Here is a 26,018-nt window from a genome sequence, read left to right as displayed (position 1 = left end):
GGGGCCTTTCTTAGTAGCCCAATCATTTCAACCAAGGGGAGTCTTATGGTCAGTTTTAAAAAATCCGCACTTATTGCCAGCATGGCGCTCATGTCATTCGCACAACAGGCCTCTGCCAACGCCACATTGACCTTCGGTGATGTCCGAATTGGTGTGCAGAGCTTGGGAGCCCTAGGAGGCAACGGGGTAGGTATTTCGTTTGCCGGCGTGGGCGACGCCATCATGCCGGGTTGCCTGTGCGAGGGATGGGGTGCCTCGTACGACTCAGTATTTGGCCACTCCGGCAACGAAAATGGCGGCGACATCAATGTGACCGCATTGAGCTTCTCGTCTACAGCGTCAACTGCGGTGTCATCAGTACTTGTGGGGTCGAGCCTGAGCGTGACCCAAGCCTATGCGCCTTCTGCCAGCGCCGGTTTGTTCAAAAATACCGTCACACTCACCAACACTGGCGGATCCACAGTGTCGGACGTTCGCTACTCGCGCTCGATGGATTGGGATATTCCTCCGACCACTTTCAGCGAGTATGTGACCATCAACCGTGGTACATCCAGCAACCTGATCTTTTCTAATGACAACGGTTTTGGCACACCCAACCCTTTGGAAAATCCAAGTGATATCGCTTCCGGTACGCGCAACGTCAGTTTTGTAGATTCCGGCCCAAATGACCACGGCGCGTTTTTTACTTTCGGATTTGGCTCGTTGGCAGCCGGCGAATCTAAGACCTTCAACATTTTTTACGGCGCAACAGCTTCAGAAGCCTCCGCTTTGAGCGCGCTGGGCACTGTGGGTGCTGAGGTTTTTTCTTTGGGCCAGTCAAGTTCGGGCGGTGAAATGACAGGTAGCCCGGCTACCTACATTTTCGGATTCTCCGGCGTGGGTGGTGCACCTGTGATCCCAGCCGTACCGGAACCGGAAACCTACGCCATGCTGTTGGCTGGGCTCGGTTTGCTCGGCGCTGCGGCACGCCGCAAAAAAACGCAAGCCTAAGTACATCCATTGGGGGTTGTAGCTCCAGCGATCGCCCCGACCACAGACCGGCATGCGCCGGCCTGTGGGGCTTTGATCAGGCAGCCTTATCCTTGCGGCGGCGGGCAATGGCGCCCATCAGCCCCAAACCGGCCAGCAACATGGCGTAGGTCTCAGGCTCGGGAACCGCTGTCACCGAAATGGAGCCGTGATAACCGGTACTGGCAATATTGCTGTAACCATTCACCTTGAATACAAAGGTGGGGTTGGTGGTGCCATCAATATCAAAAGAGCGCGTGGCCATGTAGCTGATCGGGATCTGGTTCAGCGTGGCGGATGTGACGGTGATCGGGTCACGGGTCCCAACGTTGCCGCTGGCCTGTTCCATGAAGTTCAGCTCTACATAGTACGCGCCCTCTGCCCAGGGACCACTGGCGCTTTGAAAGGTGATGGTATCGGTGCCGGCCACATTGGCCGCGCCACCCAGCAGGGGGCCGGTGAGGAAGTCGGAGTCATAGTCCGCTTGCCAGTAGCCTGGTGCAGTTTCGTTCAAAAACACACTCATGGTTCCAGCTTGTGCGCCAGCAGACAGGCACAGCAAAGTGGCAATGGAAAGGGCTTTTAGTTTCATGGGAGCTCCCGTGCATAGGTTGGTTGAGCCTGCATCAAGATGACATCCTGAGCGCTCAAAGCCATTGTTTTGCGTGGGCCGATTCCACTCGGTGCGCCACCGTACGCAGTGGCTATCCATTCGGGCTATGCCCGGGGCTAGAAGCACACGGGCTCTTGCTGAAGACTTTGCGTTCTCAGGGATTTTCGGTCGTGCTTGCGGCAATCTGGGAGCGGTGGCTACCATTCGCAGCTGCCCAACCAATCCTTCGAGTTTCTAGCCCATGCCACGCCTCCACCTGCCTGTTCCCACAAGGCTGCCCCACTTCAGGCGGGCTAAGCACGCCGCCGCTTGGCTCATGTGGAGCTTGGCTGTCGGCGTGGGGGCTATCAGCCCGGCAAACGCTGACGAGTTCGACTGGAGCATCGGCACGTATGTTGGCAAATACCACGACGCGGAGCCTGCAGGTGCTTTGGCAGGTCGCGCAAATTACGCCGAGCATTACATGCTCGCTGTCACCGGCACCAAAACCGTATGGCGCCACAAAGAGTGGCCTATCGCTATCGAGTTGGATGCGATGGCGGGCCAGCAAAGCGGCTTGGCCAACCTGACAGAGGTTGCCTTTGCACCCGCTTTGCGCTGGAGTGGCTTTCCATGGCGGGATGTTTTGCGCACCGACATCCGGCTGGCGCCCCTGGGCGTGTCGTACACCAGCCGGGTCGGCCCCATGGAGACGGGGCCGGACGGGCGCGGCAGCCGCACCCTGAACTACTTGTTTGTAGAGGCGGCTTTCTCGAGCCCGAAGGCTACCGCACATGAGTTTTTTGTGCGCTTGCACCACCGTTGTGCGATTTACGACCTGCTCAACAATTACGGGGCCAACGGCGAAGACTTTCTGAGCTTTGGCTACCGCCACAAGTTTTAAGGGCTGGCCGGCCCCTGAATGAACTGCACCACATCGTTCAGCACCGGCGCCATCCACCGCAAGGGGCGTGACAAAGCAGCCACCAGCGTGATGTGGTTCACCCGGGTGTGCATTTTTACCAGCACTGGCACCTGAGCAGCGCCCAGGCGCTCGGCAATACCTGCGGTATTGCGCTGGGGATTGACCAAATCGTCCTCCAGGGCGGCCAGCAGCAAGGCACGAGGGGCGCCCGGCTGTACATGGTCGAGTGGCTGGGAGTTCGCGGGGTAGTTCGGGTGGTGGAACACCGGCATCGCGTCTACATTGGTCAGGGGCAAAAAGTCATACGGGCCGGCCAGGCCAATCCAGCCGGCCAATTGCTGGGGTGAGCGCCCGTGGGCTGCCAACCAACGGGGATCCAACGCCATCATGGCGGCGTTGTAGGCGCCCGCACTGTGCCCCATCACATACACCTTGTCCGGGTTGCCGCCCCAGTCAGCGGCATGGTCCAACCCGTATGACAAGGCGGCCGCGCTGTCCCGCAAAAAATCGGGGTAGCGCACCTCGGGGTACAGCCGGTAGTCGGCCACCAGAGTGAGTATTCCGCGCGAGGCCAGCGCCTCCCCCACAAATCGGTACTGCGCCCGCTCGCCGCGGTTCCATGAGCCACCGTAATAGAACACAACCACAGGCCACCCCTTGGGCGGCTGTGCGGCGCGTGGCACATACACATCAAGGCGTTGGCGGTGCAATGGGCCGTAAGTCACGCCCTCGTGCAAGGTGTGGGTCCGTGAGGGGGTTAAAAAATTCAACACATCCACGGGCGAAAGCCGGCAGCCAGGGCTGCGGGGTTCGCCAGGGTGGTCAAGAGTGCAAAGAAGAGGCTGATCCGGTGGTTCATCCACCGGATACGCACGCCAATGGCTTTTGGATTCAGCCCCGGATTCGGCTTCCGCTTGACGGTATCAGCGCACCAACAACACAGGCACTTTGCAATGCGCCAGCACCTGGGTGGCGACAGAACCCATCACCAAACTGGCAACCGCGCCATTGCCGTGAGAACCCATGATGACGAGGTCATATTTGCCCTCGGTTGCGATCTTGGAAATCACCTCGCCCGGCGAACCCGCCTTCCACACGCTCTTGGCGCTTATGTTGTGGCGTTGCAAGAACTTGTCGATCGGGGCAATAACCTTCTCTGCCTCGTCGGCATAGTATTTTTCGACGATCGCCTTGCCCACTGCAGCACGCGCCCTCGGGGGTACTGCAAACGGTACGGTGAGCACGGTGTACTCATTGGAAGGGGTGAACAAGGTGTCGTGATTCACCAGATAGGCCAACATTTTCTTGCTGTAAGCACTTCCATCAACCGCCAGGAGAATCTTCATTTCAGCCGCCTTTCAAGGTGTACAAAAGCCCGAGGCTATCGACTTCGGCGCGATTCGTACACCAGAGGCCCTGTAGCTTGTGGCACATTGCGCTGGATCAAATTTGCTAATGAAAGTCCCGGCTAGTCGTCGCCAGCTCGCCCAGCAGGTGCGTCATATCCACCACCCGCTTGGCAATCACATGGCGGACCTGGCCGCCAGTAGCCTCGTCACGCTGCGACACGCCGTTCACCGCCATCAGCCGGGCGCGGTAGACCGCGTCACGAAACTGCTCTTTCACCGCCTTCCAGACGAAGATATTCACACTGCCCGTCTCGTCCTCCATGGTGACTACCAAGTCCCAGTGCGCGCTAGGCACCCAGGCGTGGGTGGAGGAATCTTGATGGATCATCATGCCCACCAGCGGTTTGGGGTCGCGCTTCTTGTGGTGTTTGCCACGCCCTGCCACCTTGGGCACCAAGCCCGCACCCTGCAAGGCGCTCTTGACCCAGGTGTAGCTTCGCGCGGACTGGCCCGTTGATTCTTGGTGGCGGGCGTAGTGGTTGAAGAAGTGCTTGACGTTCCAGCCGATAAAGCGGCGCTGGTACAAGGAGATGAGCTCATCTATCTCTGTGTTTGCTGCTTTGCGTTTGGAGGCTTGGCTCAGGCGCCTGTCGGCCAAACTGTTGAGGTCGCCCTCGCTGTCCTCATAGCTTGCGCTGTAGCGACGAAAACTACGCTCGCACACGCCCAGGATTTCTGCTGCCTCCGATTAACTGAGACGGCGGCTGCACCAGCCTTCATAAACTTTTTGAAATCGCATGATCCGGGTTCCTTGTATCAAGTGCGCCCGGCTCAGGTTCGGTGCTTCCAATGGCACCTCCTAAAACCGGACAGGTTACTTGCTACAGCACCGGACAGATCATTTGCTCGCTAAAGTCCGATTGGACTATTGGTCAGTGCAATTCGTTACGCTACATTGCCTTTACCCAAAGGTTCACGACCAAGGGATGCTCGAGCGGCGCCTCGAAGCAAAATCAATTTAAAAACCACTTTTCTGGGAGTCCTATCATGAAGAAACTCGCAATCGCCGCAGCCCTTGCTGTCCTTGCATCGACCGCCAATGCCGGCGTATTTACCGGCCAGTCTGTTGAGTTCCAATACTTCTACCCGAATCTGTCCACCCCGTATGGCGGTGCCAGCAACGGCACTTTCGCCGTCGGCGCAGGCGTCGAAGTTGCGAATGTGGTCGATGGCATCGGCACGCTTGATATTTCGGACGACGGTTTCACCGCCCACTTCACGAGGGATGGGGGCTTTTCGAATGGTAGCTTCAACGGCTTCCGCATCACTGACATCAGTGGGACGATCGGCGCATTCACCTCCTTCTCGTTGGTTTCCAACACCGGCCTCGGTGGCACGCCGACCCTGAGCTTCGATGCCGACAACCTGTATGTCAACTGGCAGGGTCAGTCGTTCAATGGCGGCGACGTCGTGTTCTCGGTCAATGTCGCTCCGGTTCCAGAACCCGAAACCTACGCCATGATGCTGGCTGGACTCGGTCTGCTCGGTGCTGCTGCCCGTCACCGCAAGCAGAAGCAAGCCGCCTGATCGCGTTTCGATCCGGCAAAAAAATGCCCGCGGAAGCGGGTTTTTTTTATGTCCATGACCCATCCTGAAATGAGTTGACACCTTTTCATCTCAGAAAGGGCAAGACAAATGGAATCAGGCATCAAGCGCACGCAGCGCGACTACACGCTGGCTTTTAAGCTCAGTGTGGTTGATCAGGTAGAAAAAGGCGAACTGACCTACAAAGAGGCGCAGCACCATATTGAGTACTGGCCCATCACGTTACATTAAGCAACGCAGTCGCTTCGGTACTGACAACACCCACTGACGCACCGGCAGGCTCGGGAAAATGTGATCCGTCAGGTGCGCCGCCTCCACCATACGCCGGGTGTTGCACGCGGGGCAGACTCCCCGGCCCTTGCAGGAGAAAGCGACAAAGTAGTCGTGTCCGCAATCACCACAGCGGGCGCGGGCAAAGCCATTGGCAAAATGCCGCAGTCCAGATATTTACGGAATGCTTGGCGCACGTAGGGCTTGGGGGTGCGCTGGTTGCCTTGGCCGTCGAACTGGCCCGCGCTGGCCAACTCCAAGCAAGTCTCAAAGTGCTTGGCCATGTTTTGATAGAGCAGCGTGCACTCGGGGTGGGGATGGTTGTAGAGCTTGGGCTTGATCGGAGCCGCCGCAGGCTGGCCGACACTGGCACTTGCGGGGTGGATATGTCGTTGTACCCCTCCCCCACCCTCAATGAAAGTCCCGGCTAGTCGTGGCCAGTTCACCCAGCAGGTGCGTCATGTCCACCACGCGCTTGGCAATCACATGGCGGACTTGGCCGCCGGTGGCCTCATCGCGCTGCCACACGCCGTAGACCGCCATCAGCCGGGCGCGGTAAACCGCGTCGCGGAACTGCTCTTTCACCGCTTTCCAGACGATGACGTTCACGCTGCCCGTCTCATCCTCCAGCGTGACAAACACCACGCCTTTGGCGGTGCCCGGTTGCTGCCGCGCGGTGACGATGCCGCAGGCACGCACCAGCCGGCCGCTGGGGTAATCGCGCATCTGAGCAGCAGTGAGCAGCTTCTGTTTTGATAGCTGCTCGCGCAATAGCTGCAAGGGGTGGGAGCGCAAAGTGAGGCCGGTGGCGGCGTAGTCAAAGGTCACTTCTTCACCCTCGTCGGCCGGGGGCAGCGCCAACACATCTTCTTCAATCGGCACGCCCTGCAGCAGTACGGGCGCGGGGCGCAGGGCGGAGGCGTCCCACACCTGCTGGCGACGGTGACCGCTGAGGCTGATGAGGGCATCGGCGCTGGCGAGCGCCTTGAGGTCGCCTGCATCGAGGGCGCAGCGCAAAGCTAGATCCTGGGTGCTGGTGAACGAACCTTTTTCGCGTGCAGCGCAGATGCGCTCTGCCACCACTTGCTGTAAACCGCTGACCATGCGCAGCCCCAGGCGGATAGCGGGTTGGGTTTGCAGCGCCCATCCATTTGCAGCGGGGTGCTGCACTTTCGGCTGCTCCAGCGAGCAGTCCCATGCGCTGTGCAGCACATCGACCGCACGCACTTCCACGCCATGGCGGCGGGCGTCTTGCACCAGCTGTGCCGGGCCGTAAAAGCCCAGCGGCTGGCTGTTGAGCATGGCTGCCAGAAAGCAAGCTGGCTCATGCCGCTTGAGCCAGCAGCTCACATACACCAGCAGCGCAAAACTGGCCGCGTGGCTCTCGGGGAAGCCGTATTCGCCAAAGCCCTCAATCTGCTTGAACAGTGTGTCGGCAAACTCCTGCGTGTAGCCGTTCTTGAGCATGCCACCCACCAGCCGTTCGTAAAACTTGCCCACACCGCCCTTGCGCTTCCAGGCCGCCATGGAGCGGCGCAGCTGGTCGGCCTCGCCCGCGGTGAAGTCGGCAGCCGCCATGGCGATTTGCATCACCTGCTCCTGAAAAATCGGCACACCCAAGGTGCGCTTCAAAGCCTCCTTCAGGGCCGGCGACTCATATGACACCGCTTGCGGATTAGCCCGAGCCTTCAGGTAGGGGTGCACCATGCCGCCCTGAATCGGCCCTGGTCGGACGATAGCAACCTCTACCACGAGGTCGTAAAAACACTGCGGCTTCAGGCGCGGCAGCATACTCATCTGCGCCCGGCTTTCGATCTGGAACACACCCACCGTATCGGCCTGGCAGATCATCGCGTAGGTGGCAGGGTCTTCGGCAGGCACGTCCTGCATGCGCAAGGGCGCACCACGCCACTGGCCGATCATGTGCAGGCAGCGGCGTATGGCGCTGAGCATGCCCAGGGCCAGCACATCGACCTTCAACAGGCCCACCGCGTCCAGGTCGTCCTTGTCCCACTGAATGACGGAGCGGTCGGGCATGGACGCGTTCTCCACCGGCACCAGCCGCGTCAACGGGCCTTGCGTGAGCACAAAGCCGCCCACGTGCTGGCTCAGGTGGCGGGGGAAATTTTGCAGTTGCGTGGCGAGGTCCAGCCAGAGTTGCAAGCGGCGCAAAGGCGGCAAAGGTGAACCGTCCACCAACAGGCCATGCTCAGCAGCGCCACCCGCGGGAGCCAGAGCGGCAGGGCGCCCAGCTCCGTGTCCCCCGCCCGCGTTGCGGGCTCCTCCTTGACCTGCGCTGTGCGCCCTGCCGCTCTGGCTCTGTCCTACCGCACCACAAGCCTGCACTTTTGAATCAAAACCACCTCTAGTGCCCGCAGAATATGCGCAAGCAGCTACTTTTTCGATAGCAACCTGCAGCCGCTCCACCAACACCGCACGGCTGTACATGCCCGGGTGTTCCTTGGCCATGGCCGTAATCAGCACCTCGGGAATCTCCAGCGCCCGGCCCACATCGCGCAAGGCGCTGCGCGGGCGATAGCTGGCCACCACAGCGGTGATCGCGGCACGCTCGCGGCCATATTTGGCGTAGATGTACTGGATGACTTCTTCGCGCCGCTGGTGCTCAAAGTCCACATCAATATCGGGTGGCTCGTCGCGCTCCTTGGAGATGAAGCGCTCAAACAGCACGTTCATGCGGCTGGGGTCTACCTCGGTCACGCCCAGGCAGTAGCAGACCGCCGAGTTCGCCGCCGAGCCCCGCCCTTGGCACAAGATGCCGCGCCCTCGCGCAAAGCGCACTAGGTCGTGCACGGTGAGGAAGTACATCTCGTACTTCATGTCGGCAATCAGCGTCAGCTCATGCTCCACCTGCGTGCGCACGTTGGGTGGCATACCTGCCGGGTAACGCTCCAAGGCGCCGGCTTCGGTGTATTGGCGCAAGGTCTGCGCCGGGGTGTGGCCGGGCAGCACCGCCTCCATGGGGTACTGGTAGCGCAGCGCATCCAGCGTGAAGCTGCAGCGCCCCGCCACCACTAGCGTGTGAGCCAACTCGTCGGGCGTGAACAAGGCCGCTAGCCGGGCACGACTGCGCAGGTGGTGCTCGGCATTGGCCTGCAGCGCAAAGCCGCACTGCGCCACCGGCAGGCCGCAGCGCACGGCGGTCAGCACATCGTGCAGCGGCTTACGCGAGCGGGTGTGCATGCGCACCTGCCCGGTGGCAATAGGGGCCAGCCCGCTCACCGCCGCAATCTGCTGCCAATGTGACCGCTCCAAAGCCTGCATGCCGCCCAGATCCGCAGTGACCGCCAACCAACAATGAGTACCAAAAAGGCCTCTAGCGCTCATCGCTATTGCGCAAGCAGCTTCTGTTTTGATAGCAAGGGGCAGATGCAGCAGCACCTCGCAATGCCGCAGCGTGTGCCAGGGCGAGGCATCCGGCTGCCCCAACCAGGCGACCCGGTAGTCGCCCTTGGGCGCCGCCCTGCGCGCGCGGGTGATGAACTCGCACAGGTTGCCCCAGCCCTGCAGGTTGTGCGGCAACACCACCACGGTGAAGCTGGCGCCCGCGGCCACACCACCCGGCGCAGCCGGGTAAGGCACCGCAAACTCTGCCCCCGGCAGCAGCTGCAGCCCCAAGCGCTGCGCCTCGCCATGCGCACGTACCACCCCTGCCACCGAACACTCGTCCGTGATGGCCAGCGCCGCATACCCGAGCCGGTGCGCCCGCTCCACCAACTCTTCCGGCTGCGAGGCACCGCGCTGGAAGCTGAAATTGGACAGGCAATGCAGCTCGGCGTAGGCGGGCGCTGGGGCGGCTACCGGCGGCTGGGGCTTTTTGGGCTTGGGGGCTAGCATTTAAACTGTACAAAAATACAGTATATAAAAGAGATACAAATTCTGCAAAGCAGACGTCAGCCATGCACCCAGGCACTGCACTTACATAATGGTTAGGTGACGCTGCGAAACAAGCAACGCACCTCACTCTCAAGGAGTTCCGATTGCAAACCACGTCCATCCGCAAACCACAAGTCTGCATTCTCGGTAGTGCCGAACCCGGCTCCGCCGCTTATGAGCTAGCCGGCCAGGCCGGTGCCCTGCTGGCGCGTCACGGTATTACGCTGGTCAGCGGCTGCGGCAGCCCTGCTACCCGTGTGGCAGCTGAACGCGCCATCGCCGCGGGAGGGCTTGTGCTCAGCATCGTGCCGCCCGACGAAATGCCGCCACCCGACTGGCCAGCGACAGTCGTCGTGCCGTGCGGCATGGGGGATGCGCGAAACCTCCTCATGGCGCTGGCGGGCGATGCCTGTCTGGTCATCGGCGGCCGTGCCGGCACGATCTCTGAAGTCTGCCTGGCCTGGCTGCACAAGAGGCCGCTTCTGCCCTTGATGGGCTGCGGTGGATGGTCAGAGTCCTTGCCCGCCAATCCACCGGATGAGCGTCAGAACTCCCCCATCTTGCCGTGGGGCAGCATGGCGGAACTGGAGCAGCAACTGCGCGGGTTGAAGCTCATCCCTTCTGCCTGATTCCCCGCTTAGTACAGCACCCGCCTGAACATGCCAATCGCCATCTGGTAACCCAGCAGCTGCAGCTCCGCGTCATAGCGCTCGCCTTCGTCTCGCATGAAGGCGTGCACGCCGTTGAACTCGTGCCATGTGAAGTTCACACCGGCTTTCACCAAAGTGCTGTAGACCAGCGCACGGCCTTCGGGCGGGATGTGGGGGTCTTGCTTGCCCCAGATCATTTGCAGCTCACCTTTGATTTCGGGCGTGCGGGTCAGGCTGTCATTGCCTGCGCTGGAGGGCACCATGCCGGAATGGATGTCGGTGGCATAAAAGCAGGACGTGGCGCTGATGGCCGGGTGCATAGCCGCGCGATAGGCCAGGCCGCCCCCTAAGCAAAAGCCCATGGCGCCCACGCGACCCGAGCAATACGGCAGCGTCTGCAGGTGGTCGATGATGGCTTGCGCATCACCGTCGTGCGCTTCCAGTGTCTTGGCTACTTTGTCGGCGTTGCCCTTGTCGCGCCCTGCGTCGTCATAGCCCAGCACGGTGCCGATGGGGTTGAGCTCATGAAACACCTCGGGCACCACCACCACAAAGCCGTGCCCGGCCATGATCTGCGCGCTGCGGCGAATGGGGCCGGTCTGCTGAAAAATCTCGGAATAGAGAATGATGGCCGCGTACTGCTTGGGCGCTGCGCCCTCAGCCTCCTTGGGGCGGTACACATAGCAGCGCATCACGCCGGTGGGGGTGGAGAGGTCGACTTCATGGGACTGGATTTGCACAGCAATAACTCCGGTGAAAAACGTGCCCCGAGTATCCGGCACTGGCGGGTTCGGTCCGCGCACTGTCGCGCGGGTTACGCCAGCGGCGGCACGGCGCCATACCGCGGCCTAAGATGCCTTTTTTTGCGGCAAGGGGCATTCCATGGACATTCGGTTTGACAACAAAGTAGTGCTAGTCACCGGCGGTGGCGGTGGCATTGGGCGGGCCAGTGCGCTGGCGTTTGCGCGTGCAGGCGCCAAGGTAGCGGTAACCGACCGCGACGTGGCAGCAGGTGAAGAAACCACGGCGCAGGTCAAAGCGCTGGGGGCCGAGGCGCTGTTCATTGCGGCGGATGTGATGCAGGCCGCGCAGGTGCAAGCCATGGTGACTCAAGTGGTGGCGCACTTCGGGCGGCTGGACTGCGCCTTCAACAACGCCGGCATTGAAGAAGAACACATGCGCCTGGCCGACTGCGAAGAAGCCACCTTCGACCGCATCATGGGCGTGAACGTCAAGGGCGTGTGGCTGTGCATGAAGTACCAGATTGCGCAGATGCTCGCCCAAGGTGGCGGCGCCATCGTGAACACTGCATCGGTGGCCGGGCTGGTGGGCGCGCCCAAGATGTCGACCTACAGCGCGAGCAAGCATGCGGTGATTGGCCTCACCAAATCCGCCGCGGTGGAGTACGGGCGCAAAGGCATTCGCGTGAACGCGGTGTGCCCCGGCGTGATCCGCACGGTGATGCTGGAGCGCGCCGTGCAAGCCGACCCCAAGGTCGCCGCCACGGTGGCAGGCGCCCACCCGATTGGCCGCATTGGCGAGCCCGACGAAGTGGCCGCTGCGGTGCTGTGGCTCAGCTCGGATGCGTCCAGCTTTGTGACCGGCCTGGCCCACACGGTGGACGGCGGGCTGACCTCGGTGTAAAGCGCTTGTTCGAGGGCTAGCCCCCGACATTCACGCCCGGCTTTTCATGACCGGGCGGTGCGGCTGCGCAGCCAGCCCACAATGGCCGGGCCGTACATGATCATGGCGAGCGCACCGGCAATCAGCGGCAGGGCCAGGAACACCCAGCCGGTGAGCACTTCCTTGCCAATCACCACACCCACCACCAGGGCCACAGCAGGGTTCACAAACGAATAGCTGCCGGCCACCGCAGCCGTGGTGTTTTGCAGCAGCCAGAGGTAGGCATTGAGTGCCACGAGCGTGCCGAACACCAGCAGGTACCACCAGGCCAGCCAGCCCTCATGGGTCACGTTCCCCAGCGACCCTTGGGGCTCGATGAGCGAAGCCGCCACCACACCCATGAGCCCGCCGGCCAGCCACTCGGTGGCCGATGCCATGGCAGGGCCCGGCAAGTCCAGTTTGCGGGATGCGTAGGAACCCACGCTCCAGCACAGCGGTGCGCCAAAGGCGGCCAGGGCACCCAGCCAGCTGGCAGAAAAGTCGCCCTCCATGGCAAGAAGCAAAGCACCCGCCACACCCAACACCAGCCCGATCCAGCTGGTAGTGGGCACGCGCTCGCCGCCCAGTCGCGTCCACAGTGCCAGCCACATGGGCATGGTGGTGATGACCGTGGCCATGAGCCCGGAGCCAATGCCCTGCTTTTGCGCGAACACCACCAGGTTCATGGACACAAACACCATCAGCCCGCCCACCAGCGCGGCATTGCGCCACTGGCGCCAGCTGGGCAGCTTTTCGCCGCGCCACAAGGCCCAGGCCAGCATGATCACGCCGGCCAGCGTGAAGCGGGTGGCATTCATCCACAGCGGGGAAAGCTGTGCACCGCCACGCCGATGGCAAAGTAAGTGGTGCCCCAGACGATGTACACCAGCCAGAGCGCCACCATGAGGCGCCAGAACGGGGATAAACGCCAGCCTTGCTGAATATTGAGTGCCGAAATCATGAATAGTCCGTAAAATTTACGGCAACCAGCGCCGTTGGGCGTGATATTATCGAAAAACCAGCCCAATGCAAGCAAATATTCAGACAGACGCCATCGACGCAAAAATTCTTACGGCCTTGGGCGAAGACGGCCGACGTTCTTACGCCGAGGTGGGTGCCGAGGTGGGGCTGTCTACCGCCGCGGTGCATGAGCGGGTCAAGAAGATGCTGGAGCGCGGTGTGATCCGCCGCTTCTCGATCAGCGTGGATCCGCACACCGTGGGGCTGAACTTCACCGCGTTTGTGGCGATTCGCAACGATGGCGGTGCCCACTGCCGCGACATTGCACCCCGCCTGCGCGAGCTGCCCTCGGTGCAGGAGCTGCACAGTGTGGCAGGTGAATACGACCTGCTGGCCAAGGTGCGTACCCCGCATGCCCGCGACCTGGAGGCGGTGCTGCTACAGATCAAAGCCATCCCAGGCGTGGCGCGCACCACCAGCACCGTGGTGCTGAACACCGAGTTCGAAGACCAGCCCCTGCGCCTGCCCGGCACCTGAAAGCACACCCCCTTGCAGGGCGGCGCACAGACAAAAGCGCGCCAAACCTGTAGAAGGGGGGATGATCCGCCTCCGCCTTGCCATCCAGCTGCACTACCAAGTGCAGCCCCCGGGTGGCGACTTTGTATTCCACCTGCACGCGGCCTTCACGCCGCGCCAGCGGGTGGTGTCCGAGTCGCTGCACTTCAGCCAGCCCCTGGCCTACACCCTGGAGAGCAGCCCGCCCTCCACCAACCGCGTCCTGCGTACCAGCGCCCTGCCCGGCATGCTGCAAGTGGCCTATGCGGCTACGGTGGATCTGGACCATTGGGTGGCTGCACCCGCCACCATCGCAGAAGTGCCGGTGAGCCGCCTGCCTACCAACGTGCTGCCCTACCTGTACCCCAGCCGCTACTGCCAGTCGGATTTGCTGCTGCAGTTTGCCCAGCAGGAGTTCGGCCAGCGCTGGCAGGGCTACAGCCGGGTGCAGGCCATTCGCGACTGGGTGCTGCAACACACCGCCTTCAGCCCCAACACCTCCAACAGCAACACCTCGGCGCTGGACACCTTGCAAAGCCATGTGGGGGTGTGCCGCGACTTTGCGCACCTGATGATTGCACTGTGCCGCGCAGCCAATGTGCCGGCCCGGTTTACGACCGGCATCGACTACGGGGCCGACCCCGCGCTGGGGCCGACCGACTTCCATGCCTATGTGGAAGCCTATGTGGGCGACCGTTGGTATTTGTTTGACCCCTCAGGCACCGCCATCCCCATGGGCCTGGTGCGCTTTGCCACCGGGCGCGATGCGGCCGACGTGGCTTTTGCCACCATCTTCGGCACGGTGCAAAGCAGCACGCCGGTGATCAGCATTGAAGCCATTCCAGGGGCGGACGGCCTGCTGCGGGTGCCGCACCACAGCGCGGATGCGCTCAGTACGGACGGCTGAGCCCAGGCTACAAAAGACTTAGACCGTGCCGGGCTGGCGGGTGGTCTTGCGGAATTTTTCTTCGAGTTCTTGGCGCAGGGCTTTGCGCATCTGGGCTGCCTCGAAGCGGCGCTTTTCGTCGTCAGTTTCGGGCTGCAGCGCAGGCACCGGCGCGGCCTTGCCGTGGTCGTCCACCGCCACCATGGTGAAGAAACAGCTGTTCACATGGCGCACCTCCTGGGTGCGGATATTCTCGGCAATCACCTTGATGCCCACTTCCATGGACGACTTGCCGGTGTAGTTCACGCTGGCCAGAAAGGTCACCAGCTCCCCCACATGGATGGCCTGCAAAAACAGCACCCGGTCCACACTCAGCGTCACCACATAGCGCGAGGCATAGCGGCTGGCACAGGCATAGGCCACCTGGTCGAGCAGCTTGAGGATGGCGCCGCCGTGCACATTGCCGGAGAAGTTGGCCATGTCAGGCGACATGAGCACGGTCATGGTGAGTTGGTGGGTGGGCAAGTTCATGGGCCAGAAAGTAGTGAAAAACGCGAATCATGCGATTGTTCACACTTTCCGCCACGCATCCATTCGGACTAGTGCGCCAAATGGCGTAATTTGTAAAAATACAGGCAGTTACAAATTGTTAAGATCTTTTTATGAAGAACATCCACACCAAAGCAATCGCCGTCGTTTTCGGCTTGCTGTCGTTCGGCGCACAAGCCGCCAGCTCTTTGACTTTCCAAGGCGTGACCTTCGCGTCTCAGGCGGTTGATGCCGATACGCTGGAGTTCTCTATCCTCAATTCCAATCACGCCACTGGCGACTGGAGCGGCGCGAGCTTCTTGAAGGCGTTTGAAATCAAGGGCTTGGGCACCGAAGTCCTTTCCGGCAAACTCATCAGCGGCCCCGGTGTCACTGCACCGAGCTTCGGCTCCGTAACTGCTGGTGTAGCGGCCAACTTGGGCTGTACAACCGGCGGCACTAAGGGCGCCTGTTTTTCTTTTGCGACCCCCTTGGCGCTGACAAGCAACATGACATGGCGCATCGACTTCACCGCCGCCGCTGCTGCACCTTTGGTGTTTGACACACCACACATCAAGGTCCAATTCCTGGACAGCTTGGGCGACAAGAAGAAAATGGGCGACTTGCTCTCCCAAAGCTTGCCCGTAAGTGCTGTTCCGGAGCCAGAAACTTATGCCCTGCTCTTGGCGGGCTTGGGACTGGTCGGTGCCGCAATGCGCAAGCGCAAAGCCTGAAAACGGTTGATACGCTAAAAACAAGGGCCCTGAGGGGCCCTTTTTCATTCCCGGAGCCGAGAGTAGGATTCCGCGCATGTCGCCCCATTTTTTATTTGACGCCAGCGTGCCGGTATTCGCCCGCTACTTGGATCAGCTGCAAGGCTTGTTAGCCAAGGCCGCCGCACACTGCGAGGTACCCCGGAAGCGGAGCTACTGCCGCTGAACGTACCATTCACGACCCGGCCGGCGAGACGACCGTGGCGCTGGATGACAGCACCTTTTTGCAGCAGTACGCGCTGCCCAACTTCTTTTTCCACCTCAGCATGGTCTATGCGCTGCTGCGCCAGCACGGCCTGCCACTCAGCAAAGGCGACTTTGATGGCTGGCATGTGTACCGGGGCTGAGCCGCGCGCTCAGGCAAACAGGCCGTGCAGAAACCACGCCAGCGCGTCCGGGTCTGAAGGCCCAGAGGCAGCCTCAGTGTGCGCCGCCAGCCGCTCGCGGTACACCCACACCAGCCCCGCCTGCGGGCTGCGGGCCATGTAGTAGTCGCGCAAAGCGGGCTCGCCTTCGAGCCAACCCGTTTCCAGGCGCTGCGGGCCGGCCAGTAGCGTGAGTTCGCCGTGATAGTGGGGAACGCTTTGGCGCACCACCAAGCGCTGCGGCACCGGCAGCAGCCAAGTGGGGTACAGGTCGGCAGTGGGCAGCACCGCGCTCTCTAGTTCAGAGTCTTTTAGGCCTCTAGCGCTCATGGAATGTGCGCGAGCAGCTCCTGATTTCATAGCAGATGGGTTTTCTTTGCGCGCCATATCTGCCCGCCACGGCTGCCAGCGTTGCATGCGCTCGGGCCGGTGGTCGGCCTGCGGGGTGGCGCACTGCACGCTGTGCGCGCCCAGCCGGGCGGCCAGGCGCTCCAAGGTCTGGTGCAGGCTGTCGCCCTTGCGCACGTCTTCGGGCAGCAGGCTGTGGCTCTCGCCGCCCAGCGGCTGGGTCTGCAGGCTGCGCAGGCGCAGGTACAACACCGGCGCGGGCAACGTCACGCGGGCCAGCTGCTCACCCAGAATGCGTTGCAGGTGGCTCATGTCCTGCGTGGCCTCGGCGGTGCGCAACTCCAGGCGACCTTGCTGGCCGCCCTGGTGGTGGGCGTCCACATGGCGGGTGTTGGCGCGGCGCACGTCTAGCTCCCACAGCAGCTCCAGCGCCAGCACCCCGGCCTGGCGGGCGCGCAGCCACACCAGCAGTTGCGCCAGCAGGCGGCGCGCGCCGAACAGCAAGGCCGGCGCCGAATCCACACTCGCCGCCAGCTCCAGGGGGGCATCAAACACATCGGGCAGCGTGAGCCAAGGGTAGACCTCAGGGCGCTGGCCGTAGGCGCGGTCCAGCGCATCCACCACCTCGGCACCAAAGCGCCGCACCACACCGCCGCGCGGCAAGGCCCGCAGCTGCCCCCAGGTGCGCACGCCCAGGCGGGCCAGCGTGGGCAGGTGCGCGTGGGCCGCGGCTAGGGTGTGCACCGGCAGGGCATCGGGCAGCACCGCACGCACCGGCGCGGCCTGCCCCACCCGACAGGCGTGCACCTGCAGCGCCGCCAGCGCTATTAAAGATGTAGCACCTTGCGCATATTCCGCGAGCGCTACAGGCTTATTTGGCTCTAAAAGTTGCCGCAGCAACGCTGTGCGCCCGCCGAACAGGCGCTCGCTGGCCGATACCTCCAGCACCAGTACATCGCCCACGCGGGCCACCAGCGGCGTGAAGCGCAGCGCCCACCATGCCAGCGCGGTGGGGGTATCCACCAGCGCAGGCTCGGTCGGGGCGGCCGCTGCATCAGGCGACGGCCGCAGCGCGATCCAGTGCATGGCCTGTCTCCACATCCACATACCCAACCGCATCGGCCGCTCCGTGCGCCGCCACAGCCAACTCGCCCTGCGCGGGAGGCAGCGGTGGCCACGGCAGTGCTTGGCTCTGCGCGCCCCCCAGCGCCTGCTGCTGAAAAGCGGCGCGCGTGGCCTGTGCATCCAGCGGCGTGTCAGACAACATGCCCCACACTGAAGCGCGCTCTTGCTCCATGCCCTGTGTCAAGGCACGGCTGGCGGCCAGCAGCAGGCCTAATTGCTGGCTGCGGGCCTGCAAGTGCAAGGGCTCGGCCAAGGGCGGTCCGCGCCGCTTGAGGATGTCGACCTCCAACCCGTCCAGCAACAACCCTTGCAGCGGATGCCGGGCGCTGGCCATCGGCTGCACGAGGAGGCGCAGCACGGCGGGCGACGCGTCACTGCGCGCCCGGTCTGGCCGCATCACAAAGAGCAGCTTGTGGTGCTCGGCAGCTGCCAAGTGCAGGCGACGGAGCTGGTCGCCCCGGGCCTGCGGCAACCAGGCCAGCACAGCATCCACCTCGGCGCAGCGCAGCACCTGCTCGGTAGCCCAGAGACGTCCGCTCGCTTCATCTTTGACGCGCGCGCCCTCTCCTGCAGTGGTAGACGCCAGCACCGACAGCAGCCGCCCTGAGCGCAGGCCCAGCCGAGAGAGCGCCGGTGCAAACGGCAGCTGCGGCGGCCCCACCATCACCACCGGGCCGCGCCCGCACGCTGCCAGCGCGGGCAGCAGCAGGCGCCACTCGCTGTGCGCGCCGGCAGGCTGCAGCAACTCCACCAAGGCGCCCACCGGCCAGCCGCCGCCGGGCAAATGTGCGTCCAAGAGCGCATCGCCCGTGGCCTGCACCGCCTCTGTGGGCGTGGCCAAGGTGTGCGCGTGCCAGACACCGGCGTGGATGTCCTGCGGGTCCGGCACACCGGAGGCCAAGGCCGTGTCAGCAAGATGGGAATGGCGCGCAGCGCTAGTCATGGCAAGGGCTTCAATAATTTACTGTATTTTTAAACAGTATATGGAAAAGCCCTCTGCTATCAAAATCAAGAACAGGGTTTGCAGGCCCGGCGGGCGCTGGCGGGGTGGCCGGTTTTGCTAGAGTGCCTGCCATGAACACCGCACCGTCTTTGGCCGCCCTGAAACCCCTGTTTGCATCTGCCTGGCACGATGCCGGCGCGCGCACCGACGGCACCGAGCTATGCGGCGCACTGCTGGCCGCCTACGCCGAGCCGCAGCGGCATTACCACAGCACCCAGCATCTGGCCGAGTGCTTACACGGGTTTGAAGTGGTGCGGCATCTGGCGCAGCGGCCTGCTGAGGTGGCGCTGGCACTCTGGTTTCACGACGCGGTGTATGACGTGCATGGCAGTGACAACGAGGAACAAAGTGCCGCTTGGGCACGGCAGGCGCTCACCACCGCTGGTGTGCAGGCAGAAGTGGCAGAGCGCGTCTACGAGTTGGTTATGGCCACCCGCCACACCAGCGCGCCCGCCGCAGGCGATGCGCAGTTGCTGGTGGATATAGACCTATCCATCCTCGGTGCCGACGCGCAGCGCTTTGCGCAATATGAGCAACAGATCCGCAAGGAATACGCCTTCGTACCCGAGGACCTGTTCCGCACCAAGCGCAAAGAGGTGCTGCTTTCCTTCGCAGCCCGCCCACGCATCTACGGCACTGACCACTTCCACGCCACGCTAGAGGCCCGTGCGCGGGTGAATCTAGCGCAGGCATTGGCGTAACCACACACCCCTATGAACACCCTGCCCGACTTCTGCTCCCCCGTCCCGCTGGACAAGGCGTACCGCCTGCTCAACCATGGCCCCACGGTGTTGGTGTCATCCGCGCACGCAGGCGAACACAACGTGATGGCCGCCGCTTGGTCCATGCCGCTGGACTTCCAACCGCCCAAGGTGACAGTGGCCATCGACAAGGCCACCCGCACCCGTGCGCTGGTGGACGGTAGCGGCTGGTTTGCACTCAACATCCCGGCCCGCACTCTGGCGCAAGCCACACTAGGGGTGGGCACCGACAGCGCACGCACCATGCCTGACAAACTGCAACGCCACGGCATTCACACATTTGCGCCACCGGATAGTGACGTGCCACTGGTGCAGGGCTGCGTGGGCTGGTTGCTGTGCAAAGTGCTGCCCGAGCCACACAACCAGCAAACCTACGACCTGTTCATCGGCGAAGTAACCCACGCCTGGGCGGACAGCCGCGTGTTCAACAACGGACACTGGGAATTCGACAAGGCACCCGATGATTTGCGCACGCTGCACTACGTGGCAGGTGGGCAGTTTTTTGTGATTGGGGAAGGGATGAAGGTGGGGGAGTGAAATCAATTCACCCGTTTGAGGGATATGCGTACCCTGCGATGTCGTCCAAAATCATGAGCACATGCCATCGATATATCCACCCGACTCATCCATACGCCCCTCACTCCGAATCACAGGAGCACTACTGCTCCTTGGCTCTACGAAATGGGAGATTGGATGTAGCGTGCATTTCCTCCGACATGGCAGGCACAGATTCTCGGAATTTTCACAGCTTGCTTTGCCCTTGCATTGCTTTTCATGGCGGGGCTTTTGAAAAAAGGCATGCGCAGCAACAGGAAGTTTGATGTCTGAAATAGACGTTCAAGGCGATGTTTCGTACACCTCGGCATACGTGCTCTTGACGCTCCCGTTGTTGACGTTTTTTTCCATATTTGCCGTACAAAGCGTTGGCCTTAAAGAACTGGCGGTCCTCGCTGCGGCCTCCAGTCCCCCATTCATAGCCTTCTGGTCAAAGTTCGTTCAGAGCCAACGTCGGCTAAAAATAAGTGTGAGCACGGGTGAGATAGCGGTCTAAACGGTGTCCGCCTTCTTGACTACCAAGCGCACCGTATATGCGCTCGAGCGTTTTAGTTCTGTACGTGCTTACATCGAACCAGGAAAGTTTCCTAAAAATGTCGTTGAGCTCGTCACAAACGCCGGAGGTGAAGCGCTATTTGTTGCCTCATTTGAACCAGCAAGTCTCGCAAACTCTTTCTTATCGATTCCTACCGATATCGAAAACCCAAAATCAACCCAGCTCAGACGCGCAATAGCCCAGGTTTGCAACCTGACAGACCAAGGCTTTTTGGGGCAAAGATGGGTTGGAGCACAACTCAAAGATTAGTCACGCCGCTCAAGGCCGCCGGTAACTCACCTGCTGCTTAGCCCAGTACGACGAATTCAACCGATCCAGCCGCACGGTGCCACCGGTAGACGGCGCGTGCACAAAGCGGCCTTCGCCCACGTAGATGCCGGCATGGTTTGCGCGGCCGTTTTGGGCAAATACCACCAGGTCACCGGTGCGCAAGCTGGGTGCGGGGATGCTGGTGCCCCAATCGATCAGGCCGCCGGTAGTGCGAGGCGCTACGACACCGGCGCGCTGTTGGTACACATAGCCAATCAGGCCGCTGCAATCAAACCCGCTAGCGGGCGTGTTGCCGCCGTAGCGATAGGGCGTGCCCACCAAGCCTATGGCCATGACGGTAACGTCGTTGGCCTGATCCAACGTCAAGCGGGCAGCCGGCTGGGGTACTGCTGCGGGCGATGAAGGGGTCGTAGGCGCACTCGAACAGCCCGCCAACACCAGCACTGCGCTGGCAAGCAGCAAACCACACAGCGCTCGCATCACAACTCCTCCACGCGCCGTCCGATCTCGGGCCAGCGGCTGCGAATGAACACCCAAGAGCACAGGCCCACACACATCATCAGCACCGAGGCAGTAGCCAAGCCGATGGTGGAGTGCATGACCAGCGGCGACACCACCCCGGCCACGATGCCATTGGCCGTAGAGCCCACAAACATCTGCAGGCTAGACGCCATGCCCCGACGGTCCGGGTGCAAGTCCAGCACCAGCAAGGTCACCACCGGCACCATGAGCGCCCAGCCGAAAGCAAAAATGGCGATGGGGAACAGCGCCCAGCTCACATGTGCCTTGAACAGCAGGTTGGCAACAAGGTTGATCACCCCGATGGCGAGCATGATGAGAAAGCCGTTGCGGATCTGGCGCTTGGGCGCAATCTTGCCGGCCACCCGGCCGCTGACAAACGCGCCGCCCATGATGCCGCTGATGGTGAGCACAAAAAACCAGAAAAACTGCTGGGGCTGCAACCCCAGGTGCTCACCCAGAAACACCGGCGCACTCAGCACATACAAAAACATGCCGTTGAACGGAATGCCGCTGGCCAGCGCCAGCAACAAGAAGCGCGGGTCGGAGCCCAGCTTCCAATACCCGGCCAACAGGTTTTTGACATGAAAGTGCTGGCGCTGCGCGGGTGGCAAGGTCTCGGGCAACAAAAAGTAGTTAGACATCCACAGCGCCACGCCCACCGCGGCCAGGAACCAGAAGATGCCGTGCCAGCTGGCATGAATCAGCAGCCAGCCCCCCACCATCGGAGCAATGGCAGGCGCCACCCCGAAGAAGATGGTGACCTGGCTCATGACCTTTTGCGCCTGCGAGGGTGGATACACATCACGAATGACCGCGCGTGAAATCACAATGCCCGCGCCGGTGCACAAGCCCTGCATGGCCCTGAAGAAGATGAGCTGGCCGATGGTTTGCGACAGCGCACACCCGACCGAGGCAATAGTGAACGCTGCCAGCCCCCACAGCACCACCGGGCGCCGGCCGAAGCTGTCTGAAATGGAGCCGTGGAACAGCGCCATGAAGGCAAAGCCGAACAGATAGGCCGACAGCGTTTGCTGCATCTGCACCGGCGTGGCCCCCAGCGACTGGCTGATGCCGGCAAATGCAGGCAGATACGTATCAATGGAGAACGGCCCCAACATGCCCAGCAAGGCGAGCAGGATGGAAAACGCCCATTGCGGGGCGCGCCAGAGTTTTTGGGCTTCGGGGGTCATGGAGTGCAGCAAACAGGTACAGCTCGCTATTGAAACACGGGGCAAGGCGACGACGTGGAAAGCGTTTTCAAAAACCTGCATACTTGCGGCCGCAACATTAGTTCACTTACTAGACAAAATCGCAAAAAAGGATTGCTTTGAAACGCTGGTTCGCATTCATGGTGAGGCTTTGCATGCTGGCGCTCAGCCTGGCCGGCAGTGCCCATGCGACAGCGCCTGTGATTCCGGTCTTCAGTGGCGATGGCTCGCCCCCCAAGATGTTTGTGCACGAGGGTGAGCAGCGCGGCGTGCTGATTGACATCTTGAACTACGTGGACAAGCAGATGACGCAACACCGCTTCGAGCTGAGTTTGTACCCGTGGGCCAGGGCTTATATGGCGTCGGCATCAGGCCAGGGGGGCTTGCTGGGCATTTCCTGGACATGGCGGCGCGATGAGGTGTTTGATTACTCCGAGCCTTTGTTTTATGACGAGGTAGTGATCGTGGTGCGCAAGGGCCACGAGTTCAACTACCAGAGCCTGAGCGATCTGCAGGGCAAAACTTTGGGCACGGTGCGGGGCGCCAGTTTTGGCAGTGCCTTTGACCGCGCGCACCAAGACGGCGTGTTCTCAATCGAGGGGGACAACGGCGCGCGCAACCGCCTGAGCAAACTTGCCGCCGGGCGGATTGACTGCGCACTCTTCAATGTGGGCAAGGCCGGGTTTCAAGAAACCCTGCGCCTCCACAAAATACCAAAAAGCCAGTGGAAGAACTTTGTGGTGCTGCCGGTGCCACTGCGCCGCGACCCGAACTACCTGGCCTTCCCCAAAACCATGCAAATGGGCGAGTGGCTACGAGGGTTTAACGAAGTCATCCGGCAGGGCTATGCGCGCGGCGATATCCAAAAGATCATCGAGCGCAACCTCTTCGCCAGCCAATAACCGACTACCGGGCGAGATAGCCGCCATCCACCGGGTAATACGCCCCGGTGACGAACGAGGCGCGGTCTGAGGCCAGCCACACCACCAGCTCGGCCACCTCGGCAGGCCGCCCCAAACGGCCGGCAGCGTGGGCCGCCACCAGCATGGCGCGGGTGGCGGGGTCTTCGGAGAGCTTGCTGACCATGGGCGTTTCAATGAAGCCCGGGCCCACCGCATTCACTCGCACACCTTGCGCGCTGTACTCCAATGCAGCTACCTGGGTCAGCCCCACCACGCCGTGCTTGGCGGCGGTGTAGGCTACCGAGCCGCTAAAGCCCACCGCGCCCAGCACCGAGGCCATGTTGACGATGGAGCCGCCACCATGCTTGAGCATGGCTTCAATCTGGGCCTGCATGCCGTAAAACACGCCACTGAGGTTGATGTTGAGCACGCGGGCCCAGCCGTCCAGCGGGTAGTCGGCCGTGGGCGCGGTGGGGCCGGCAATGCCGGCATTGTTGACCGCAATATCCAGCCGGCCGTAATGCACCACCGCACGCCCAACCAAGGCCTGCGCCTCGGCGGGCTTGCCTACATCGGCGGCCACAAAAATGGCCTCGCCACCTTGCGCGCGGACCAAGGCTACGGTGTCGGCACCTGCGTCCAACTGCACATCAGACACCACGACACGGGCACCCTCACGCGCCAACAACAAGGCCACCGAACGGCCTATGCCAGACGCAGCACCGGTTACCAGCGCCACTTTGTGTTTCAACATTGCATTTCTCCTGCCATGGACGTGCGGCAAGACACCGCATCGAGGCAGGTTAGAAGGTGCGGTGTGGCATGTCGGTTCGCTGCCGAACGGTCTTCAATCGGTCGCGCGGGCGCTGGCCGGCGAACCGGGCTCGTATTTGCGCCACACCCGGCGCAGGTCGCGCGCGGAGGCAAAGCCACACGCCTCGGCCACCCGCTCGACCGGCCAACCATGCTGGGCAAGCAGTTGTTTGGCGCGGGCAATACGCAACTGCTGCTGGTACACCACCACGCTGATGCCGGCATGCTGCGCAAACAAGCGGGTCAAATGGCGCGGGCTCACGCAAGCCACATCCGCCAGCCCTGCCAGGGTCCAGTTGCGCTGCGGCTCGCGGGCCACCGCGTCTTGCGCGCGGTGCACTGCAGGGTGCATGTGGTTGCGGTGCGCCAGCCAAGGTGAAACCTGCGGGTCGTGGGTGCCGCGGCGCTGGTACATCACCAAACGACGTGCTACGCGAGCGGCCAGTTCAGCCCCTGCCTCTTGCTCGATCAAGTACAGCGCGAGGTCTATGCCGGTGGTAATGCCCGCACTGGTCAACACCTCGCCGTCGTCCACAAAAATACGGTCTGACACCACCTGCGCGCGCGGGGCCAGGGCCTGCAAGTCGGCAATCAGGGTGTGGTGGGTGGTGCAGTGCCGGCCGTCCAGGCAGCCGGCTTGCGCCAGTAACAACGCTCCGGAGCAAATGCTCGCCAAGCGGGTGCCCAGCGGCAAGGCCTGCAGCCAGTGCACTACGGTGCGTGCGGCGTCGGTGGCGTAGTCCACCGCCTCGTTGCTGTTGCCCACCACCAGCACCAGGCTGCGCTCGGGCAAGGCGCTCGGTAGTGCCTCCAGGCCGGTCAGGCCGGTGTTCAGGGACGTAGGAATATCGCCCTGCGGGCCGCACGCGTGCAGCGCGATCGGTGCACCCATGTCACGCGCCATGCGCAGCGCCTCGGCCGGACCGGCGTAGTCCAGCATCAGCACATTGGGCGTGAGCACCAGGTAAATGTGGAGCGGTGTGACAGCTGTCATGGGGCGTGCATCACTCAGACCGGCTGCGCTGCCAACGCGCCACCCACGGCGCCAAGAGCGGCGCGCCGAACACATTGAGCAGCAGCCCCGCCATCAACAGCGCACCACCGGCAAAGTGCACCGGCCGCAGGGCCTCGCCGAACACCACCCAACCCGTGGTCAAGCCAACCACCGGCACCAGCAAGGTAAACGGCGCCACCCGGTTGGTGGCGTAGCGGGACATCAGGTGCGTCCACAAACCGTAGCCCAGCAAAGTGGCCGCCCAAGCCAAATAGGCGATGGCCGCGAAGGTGCTCCAGCCGATATTCTGCAAGGCCGTGGCGATGGCGTCAGGCCCTTCCATCACCAAGGAGAGCGCCAGAAACGGCAGCGTCGGCACCAGGCTCGCCCACACCACAAAAGCCAGCTGGTTCATCGGGCCGTAGCGGCTGACGGTGCGGGTCACGATATTGCCGCAGGCCCACATGACAGCTGCTGCCACCGTGAGCAAAAAGCCCAACAGCGGCATGGACACGCCAGCCCCTACCGGCCCTGCTGCGCTGCCAATCAGCACCAAGCCGCAGGCGGCCAGTAACAGCCCGGCCATTTGGTTGGCCTGCCAACGTTCTTTGAGCCACCAGGCCGCCAGCAACAGGGTGAAAAACGATTGCGACTGCAGCACCAGCGACGCCAAGCCCGATGGCATGCCCACATGAATCGCGGTGAACAGAAATGCAAACTGCCCCACCGAAATGGTGAGGCCATAGGCCAGGTACCAGCGCAGGGGCACCTTGGGCGGCTTCACAAACAGCAGCGCCGGGAACGCGGCCAGCGCAAAGCGCAAGGCCCCCAGCAACAAGGGCGGCACCCCGACCACCCCCACCTTGATGACGGCAAAGTTCACCCCCCACACCAGAATGACCAACAACGCCAGCCCCAAGTCTTTGGGGCGCATGGGCA

Annotated in this window: 29 protein-coding genes and 3 pseudogenes; 15 read left to right on the top strand and 17 right to left on the bottom strand. The window is 62.3% G+C overall.

The window, feature by feature from the left end; translation table 11 throughout:
- Window positions 1-891 precede the first annotated feature (891 nt).
- Window positions 892-990 (top strand): annotated as a pseudogene (locus tag RAE19_RS19450) (PEP-CTERM sorting domain-containing protein); the annotation flags it as partial.
- A gap of 76 nt (window positions 991-1,066) precedes the next feature.
- On the opposite strand, the pseudogene RAE19_RS12665 reads toward RAE19_RS19450, so the two are convergent.
- Window positions 1,067-1,564, bottom strand: a pseudogene (locus tag RAE19_RS12665) (FxDxF family PEP-CTERM protein); the annotation flags it as partial.
- Window positions 1,565-1,862: 298 nt separating this feature from the next.
- On the opposite strand from RAE19_RS12665, the gene RAE19_RS12660 reads away from it, so the two are divergent.
- Window positions 1,863-2,504 carry a hypothetical protein gene (locus RAE19_RS12660; RefSeq protein ID WP_313875224.1) on the top strand — a complete coding sequence of 214 codons (642 nt, stop codon included), beginning with the start codon at window positions 1,863-1,865 and terminating at the stop codon, window positions 2,502-2,504.
- Here the strand turns inward: RAE19_RS12660 and RAE19_RS12655 are convergent.
- From RAE19_RS12655 to RAE19_RS12645, 3 genes are all read right to left on the bottom strand, one after another.
- Entirely contained in the window at window positions 2,501-3,262 is a 762-nt protein-coding gene (locus RAE19_RS12655; RefSeq protein ID WP_313875223.1) for an alpha/beta hydrolase, read from the bottom strand. The genes RAE19_RS12660 and RAE19_RS12655 overlap by 4 nt on opposite strands.
- A gap of 186 nt (window positions 3,263-3,448) precedes the next feature.
- Window positions 3,449-3,871: a universal stress protein gene (locus RAE19_RS12650; protein ID WP_313875222.1), complete on the bottom strand. Its 423-nt coding sequence runs from the start codon at window positions 3,869-3,871 to the stop codon at window positions 3,449-3,451.
- 106 nt (window positions 3,872-3,977) lie between these two features.
- On the bottom strand, window positions 3,978-4,598 hold the full coding sequence (locus RAE19_RS12645; protein WP_313875221.1) for a hypothetical protein: 621 nt from the start codon (window positions 4,596-4,598) through the stop codon (window positions 3,978-3,980).
- Between the two features lie 323 nt (window positions 4,599-4,921).
- On the opposite strand from RAE19_RS12645, the gene RAE19_RS12640 reads away from it, so the two are divergent.
- Entirely contained in the window at window positions 4,922-5,461 is a 540-nt protein-coding gene (locus RAE19_RS12640; protein ID WP_313875220.1) for an FxDxF family PEP-CTERM protein, read from the top strand.
- Window positions 5,462-5,569: 108 nt separating this feature from the next.
- Entirely contained in the window at window positions 5,570-5,710 is a 141-nt protein-coding gene (locus tag RAE19_RS12635) for a hypothetical protein (protein WP_313876284.1), read from the top strand.
- Here the strand turns inward: RAE19_RS12635 and RAE19_RS12630 are convergent.
- Together RAE19_RS12630 and RAE19_RS12625 are read right to left on the bottom strand one after the other, a co-directional pair.
- Window positions 5,705-6,135, bottom strand: a pseudogene (locus RAE19_RS12630) (transposase zinc-binding domain-containing protein); the annotation flags it as partial. The gene RAE19_RS12635 and the pseudogene RAE19_RS12630 overlap by 6 nt on opposite strands.
- A 25-nt stretch (window positions 6,136-6,160) precedes the next feature.
- Window positions 6,161-9,604 carry an error-prone DNA polymerase gene (locus tag RAE19_RS12625; protein WP_313875219.1) on the bottom strand — a complete coding sequence of 1,148 codons (3,444 nt, stop codon included), beginning with the start codon at window positions 9,602-9,604 and terminating at the stop codon, window positions 6,161-6,163.
- A gap of 143 nt (window positions 9,605-9,747) precedes the next feature.
- Here RAE19_RS12625 and RAE19_RS12620 point away from each other — a divergent pair, with 143 nt between their 5' ends.
- Entirely contained in the window at window positions 9,748-10,272 is a 525-nt protein-coding gene (locus RAE19_RS12620) for a Rossmann fold nucleotide-binding protein (protein ID WP_313875218.1), read from the top strand.
- A gap of 8 nt (window positions 10,273-10,280) precedes the next feature.
- On the opposite strand, the gene RAE19_RS12615 is transcribed toward RAE19_RS12620, so the two are convergent.
- On the bottom strand, window positions 10,281-11,033 hold the full coding sequence (locus RAE19_RS12615) for a dienelactone hydrolase family protein (RefSeq protein ID WP_313875217.1): 753 nt from the start codon (window positions 11,031-11,033) through the stop codon (window positions 10,281-10,283).
- A gap of 142 nt (window positions 11,034-11,175) precedes the next feature.
- Between RAE19_RS12615 and RAE19_RS12610 the strand changes: the two genes are divergently transcribed.
- Window positions 11,176-11,937, top strand: a complete 762-nt coding sequence (locus tag RAE19_RS12610; protein ID WP_313875216.1) for an SDR family oxidoreductase — start codon at window positions 11,176-11,178, stop codon at window positions 11,935-11,937.
- 44 nt (window positions 11,938-11,981) lie between these two features.
- Here RAE19_RS12610 and RAE19_RS12605 read toward each other — a convergent pair whose 3' ends face one another.
- Window positions 11,982-12,773: an EamA family transporter gene (locus RAE19_RS12605; RefSeq protein ID WP_313875215.1), complete on the bottom strand. Its 792-nt coding sequence runs from the start codon at window positions 12,771-12,773 to the stop codon at window positions 11,982-11,984.
- Window positions 12,770-12,916 carry a hypothetical protein gene (locus RAE19_RS12600; protein WP_313875214.1) on the bottom strand — a complete coding sequence of 49 codons (147 nt, stop codon included), beginning with the start codon at window positions 12,914-12,916 and terminating at the stop codon, window positions 12,770-12,772. The genes RAE19_RS12605 and RAE19_RS12600 overlap by 4 nt, the downstream gene beginning before the upstream one ends.
- A gap of 65 nt (window positions 12,917-12,981) precedes the next feature.
- Here RAE19_RS12600 and RAE19_RS12595 point away from each other — a divergent pair, with 65 nt between their 5' ends.
- Both RAE19_RS12595 and RAE19_RS12590 read left to right on the top strand, forming a co-directional pair.
- Complete coding sequence (locus RAE19_RS12595; protein ID WP_313875213.1) at window positions 12,982-13,452, top strand: Lrp/AsnC family transcriptional regulator; 471 nt, start codon at window positions 12,982-12,984, stop codon at window positions 13,450-13,452.
- A 61-nt stretch (window positions 13,453-13,513) separates the two neighbouring features.
- The gene (locus tag RAE19_RS12590; RefSeq protein ID WP_313875212.1) at window positions 13,514-14,377 is read left to right on the top strand and encodes a transglutaminase-like domain-containing protein; all 864 of its coding nucleotides are present in this window, start codon (window positions 13,514-13,516) and stop codon (window positions 14,375-14,377) included.
- A gap of 18 nt (window positions 14,378-14,395) precedes the next feature.
- Here the strand turns inward: RAE19_RS12590 and RAE19_RS12585 are convergent, their stop codons facing one another.
- Window positions 14,396-14,887 (bottom strand): acyl-CoA thioesterase, encoded by a 492-nt coding sequence (locus RAE19_RS12585; RefSeq protein ID WP_313875211.1) that lies wholly within the window; start codon window positions 14,885-14,887, stop codon window positions 14,396-14,398.
- A 131-nt stretch (window positions 14,888-15,018) separates the two neighbouring features.
- On the opposite strand from RAE19_RS12585, the gene RAE19_RS12580 reads away from it, so the two are divergent.
- From RAE19_RS12580 to RAE19_RS12570, 3 genes are all read left to right on the top strand, one after another.
- Window positions 15,019-15,618 (top strand): PEPxxWA-CTERM sorting domain-containing protein, encoded by a 600-nt coding sequence (locus RAE19_RS12580; protein ID WP_313875210.1) that lies wholly within the window; start codon window positions 15,019-15,021, stop codon window positions 15,616-15,618.
- Window positions 15,619-15,694: 76 nt separating this feature from the next.
- On the top strand, window positions 15,695-15,823 hold the full coding sequence (locus RAE19_RS12575; protein ID WP_313875209.1) for a hypothetical protein: 129 nt from the start codon (window positions 15,695-15,697) through the stop codon (window positions 15,821-15,823).
- A gap of 34 nt (window positions 15,824-15,857) precedes the next feature.
- Window positions 15,858-16,004 carry a DUF1993 family protein gene (locus tag RAE19_RS12570; protein ID WP_313875208.1) on the top strand — a complete coding sequence of 49 codons (147 nt, stop codon included), beginning with the start codon at window positions 15,858-15,860 and terminating at the stop codon, window positions 16,002-16,004.
- Between the two features lie 9 nt (window positions 16,005-16,013).
- Here the strand turns inward: RAE19_RS12570 and RAE19_RS12565 are convergent, their stop codons facing one another.
- Window positions 16,014-17,456, bottom strand: a complete 1,443-nt coding sequence (locus RAE19_RS12565) for a Y-family DNA polymerase (RefSeq protein WP_313875207.1) — start codon at window positions 17,454-17,456, stop codon at window positions 16,014-16,016.
- Window positions 17,425-18,438: a translesion DNA synthesis-associated protein ImuA gene (gene imuA / locus RAE19_RS12560; protein WP_313875206.1), complete on the bottom strand. Its 1,014-nt coding sequence runs from the start codon at window positions 18,436-18,438 to the stop codon at window positions 17,425-17,427. Before imuA ends, RAE19_RS12565 begins: the two co-directional genes overlap by 32 nt.
- A gap of 131 nt (window positions 18,439-18,569) precedes the next feature.
- On the opposite strand from imuA, the gene RAE19_RS12555 reads away from it, so the two are divergent.
- The 3 genes from RAE19_RS12555 to RAE19_RS12545 all read left to right on the top strand — a co-directional run bounded on the left by RAE19_RS12555 (window position 18,570) and on the right by RAE19_RS12545 (window position 20,619).
- Entirely contained in the window at window positions 18,570-19,199 is a 630-nt protein-coding gene (locus tag RAE19_RS12555) for an HD domain-containing protein (protein WP_313875205.1), read from the top strand.
- Window positions 19,200-19,211: 12 nt separating this feature from the next.
- Complete coding sequence (locus tag RAE19_RS12550; RefSeq protein ID WP_313875204.1) at window positions 19,212-19,796, top strand: flavin reductase family protein; 585 nt, start codon at window positions 19,212-19,214, stop codon at window positions 19,794-19,796.
- 529 nt (window positions 19,797-20,325) lie between these two features.
- Window positions 20,326-20,619, top strand: coding sequence for a hypothetical protein (locus RAE19_RS12545; protein WP_313875203.1), 294 nt, complete (start codon window positions 20,326-20,328; stop codon window positions 20,617-20,619).
- Between the two features lie 9 nt (window positions 20,620-20,628).
- Here the strand turns inward: RAE19_RS12545 and RAE19_RS12540 are convergent, their stop codons facing one another.
- Both RAE19_RS12540 and RAE19_RS12535 read right to left on the bottom strand, forming a co-directional pair.
- Window positions 20,629-21,120, bottom strand: coding sequence for a C40 family peptidase (locus RAE19_RS12540; RefSeq protein ID WP_313875202.1), 492 nt, complete (start codon window positions 21,118-21,120; stop codon window positions 20,629-20,631).
- A complete protein-coding gene (locus RAE19_RS12535; RefSeq protein ID WP_313875201.1) occupies window positions 21,120-22,352 on the bottom strand; it encodes a multidrug effflux MFS transporter in 1,233 nt (410 codons plus the stop codon). The genes RAE19_RS12540 and RAE19_RS12535 overlap by 1 nt, the downstream gene beginning before the upstream one ends.
- Before the next feature lie 137 nt (window positions 22,353-22,489).
- Between RAE19_RS12535 and RAE19_RS12530 the strand changes: the two genes are divergently transcribed.
- Window positions 22,490-23,272 (top strand): substrate-binding periplasmic protein, encoded by a 783-nt coding sequence (locus tag RAE19_RS12530; RefSeq protein ID WP_313875200.1) that lies wholly within the window; start codon window positions 22,490-22,492, stop codon window positions 23,270-23,272.
- A gap of 4 nt (window positions 23,273-23,276) precedes the next feature.
- Here RAE19_RS12530 and RAE19_RS12525 read toward each other — a convergent pair whose 3' ends face one another.
- From RAE19_RS12525 to RAE19_RS12515, 3 genes are all read right to left on the bottom strand, one after another.
- Window positions 23,277-24,026, bottom strand: a complete 750-nt coding sequence (locus RAE19_RS12525; RefSeq protein WP_313875199.1) for an SDR family NAD(P)-dependent oxidoreductase — start codon at window positions 24,024-24,026, stop codon at window positions 23,277-23,279.
- 93 nt (window positions 24,027-24,119) lie between these two features.
- Window positions 24,120-25,079, bottom strand: coding sequence for a GlxA family transcriptional regulator (locus tag RAE19_RS12520; RefSeq protein WP_313875198.1), 960 nt, complete (start codon window positions 25,077-25,079; stop codon window positions 24,120-24,122).
- Window positions 25,080-25,089: 10 nt separating this feature from the next.
- The gene (locus tag RAE19_RS12515; protein WP_313876232.1) at window positions 25,090-26,013 is read right to left on the bottom strand and encodes an EamA family transporter; all 924 of its coding nucleotides are present in this window, start codon (window positions 26,011-26,013) and stop codon (window positions 25,090-25,092) included.
- Between the last annotated feature and the right edge of the window lie 5 nt (window positions 26,014-26,018).

It is taken from the genome of Rhodoferax potami (assembly GCF_032193805.1).
GTDB classification, from domain to species: domain Bacteria; phylum Pseudomonadota; class Gammaproteobacteria; order Burkholderiales; family Burkholderiaceae_C; genus Allorhodoferax; species Allorhodoferax potami_A.
Note: the sequence above shows the minus strand (reverse complement) of the source record. Positions and strands in the feature narration are given on the sequence as shown.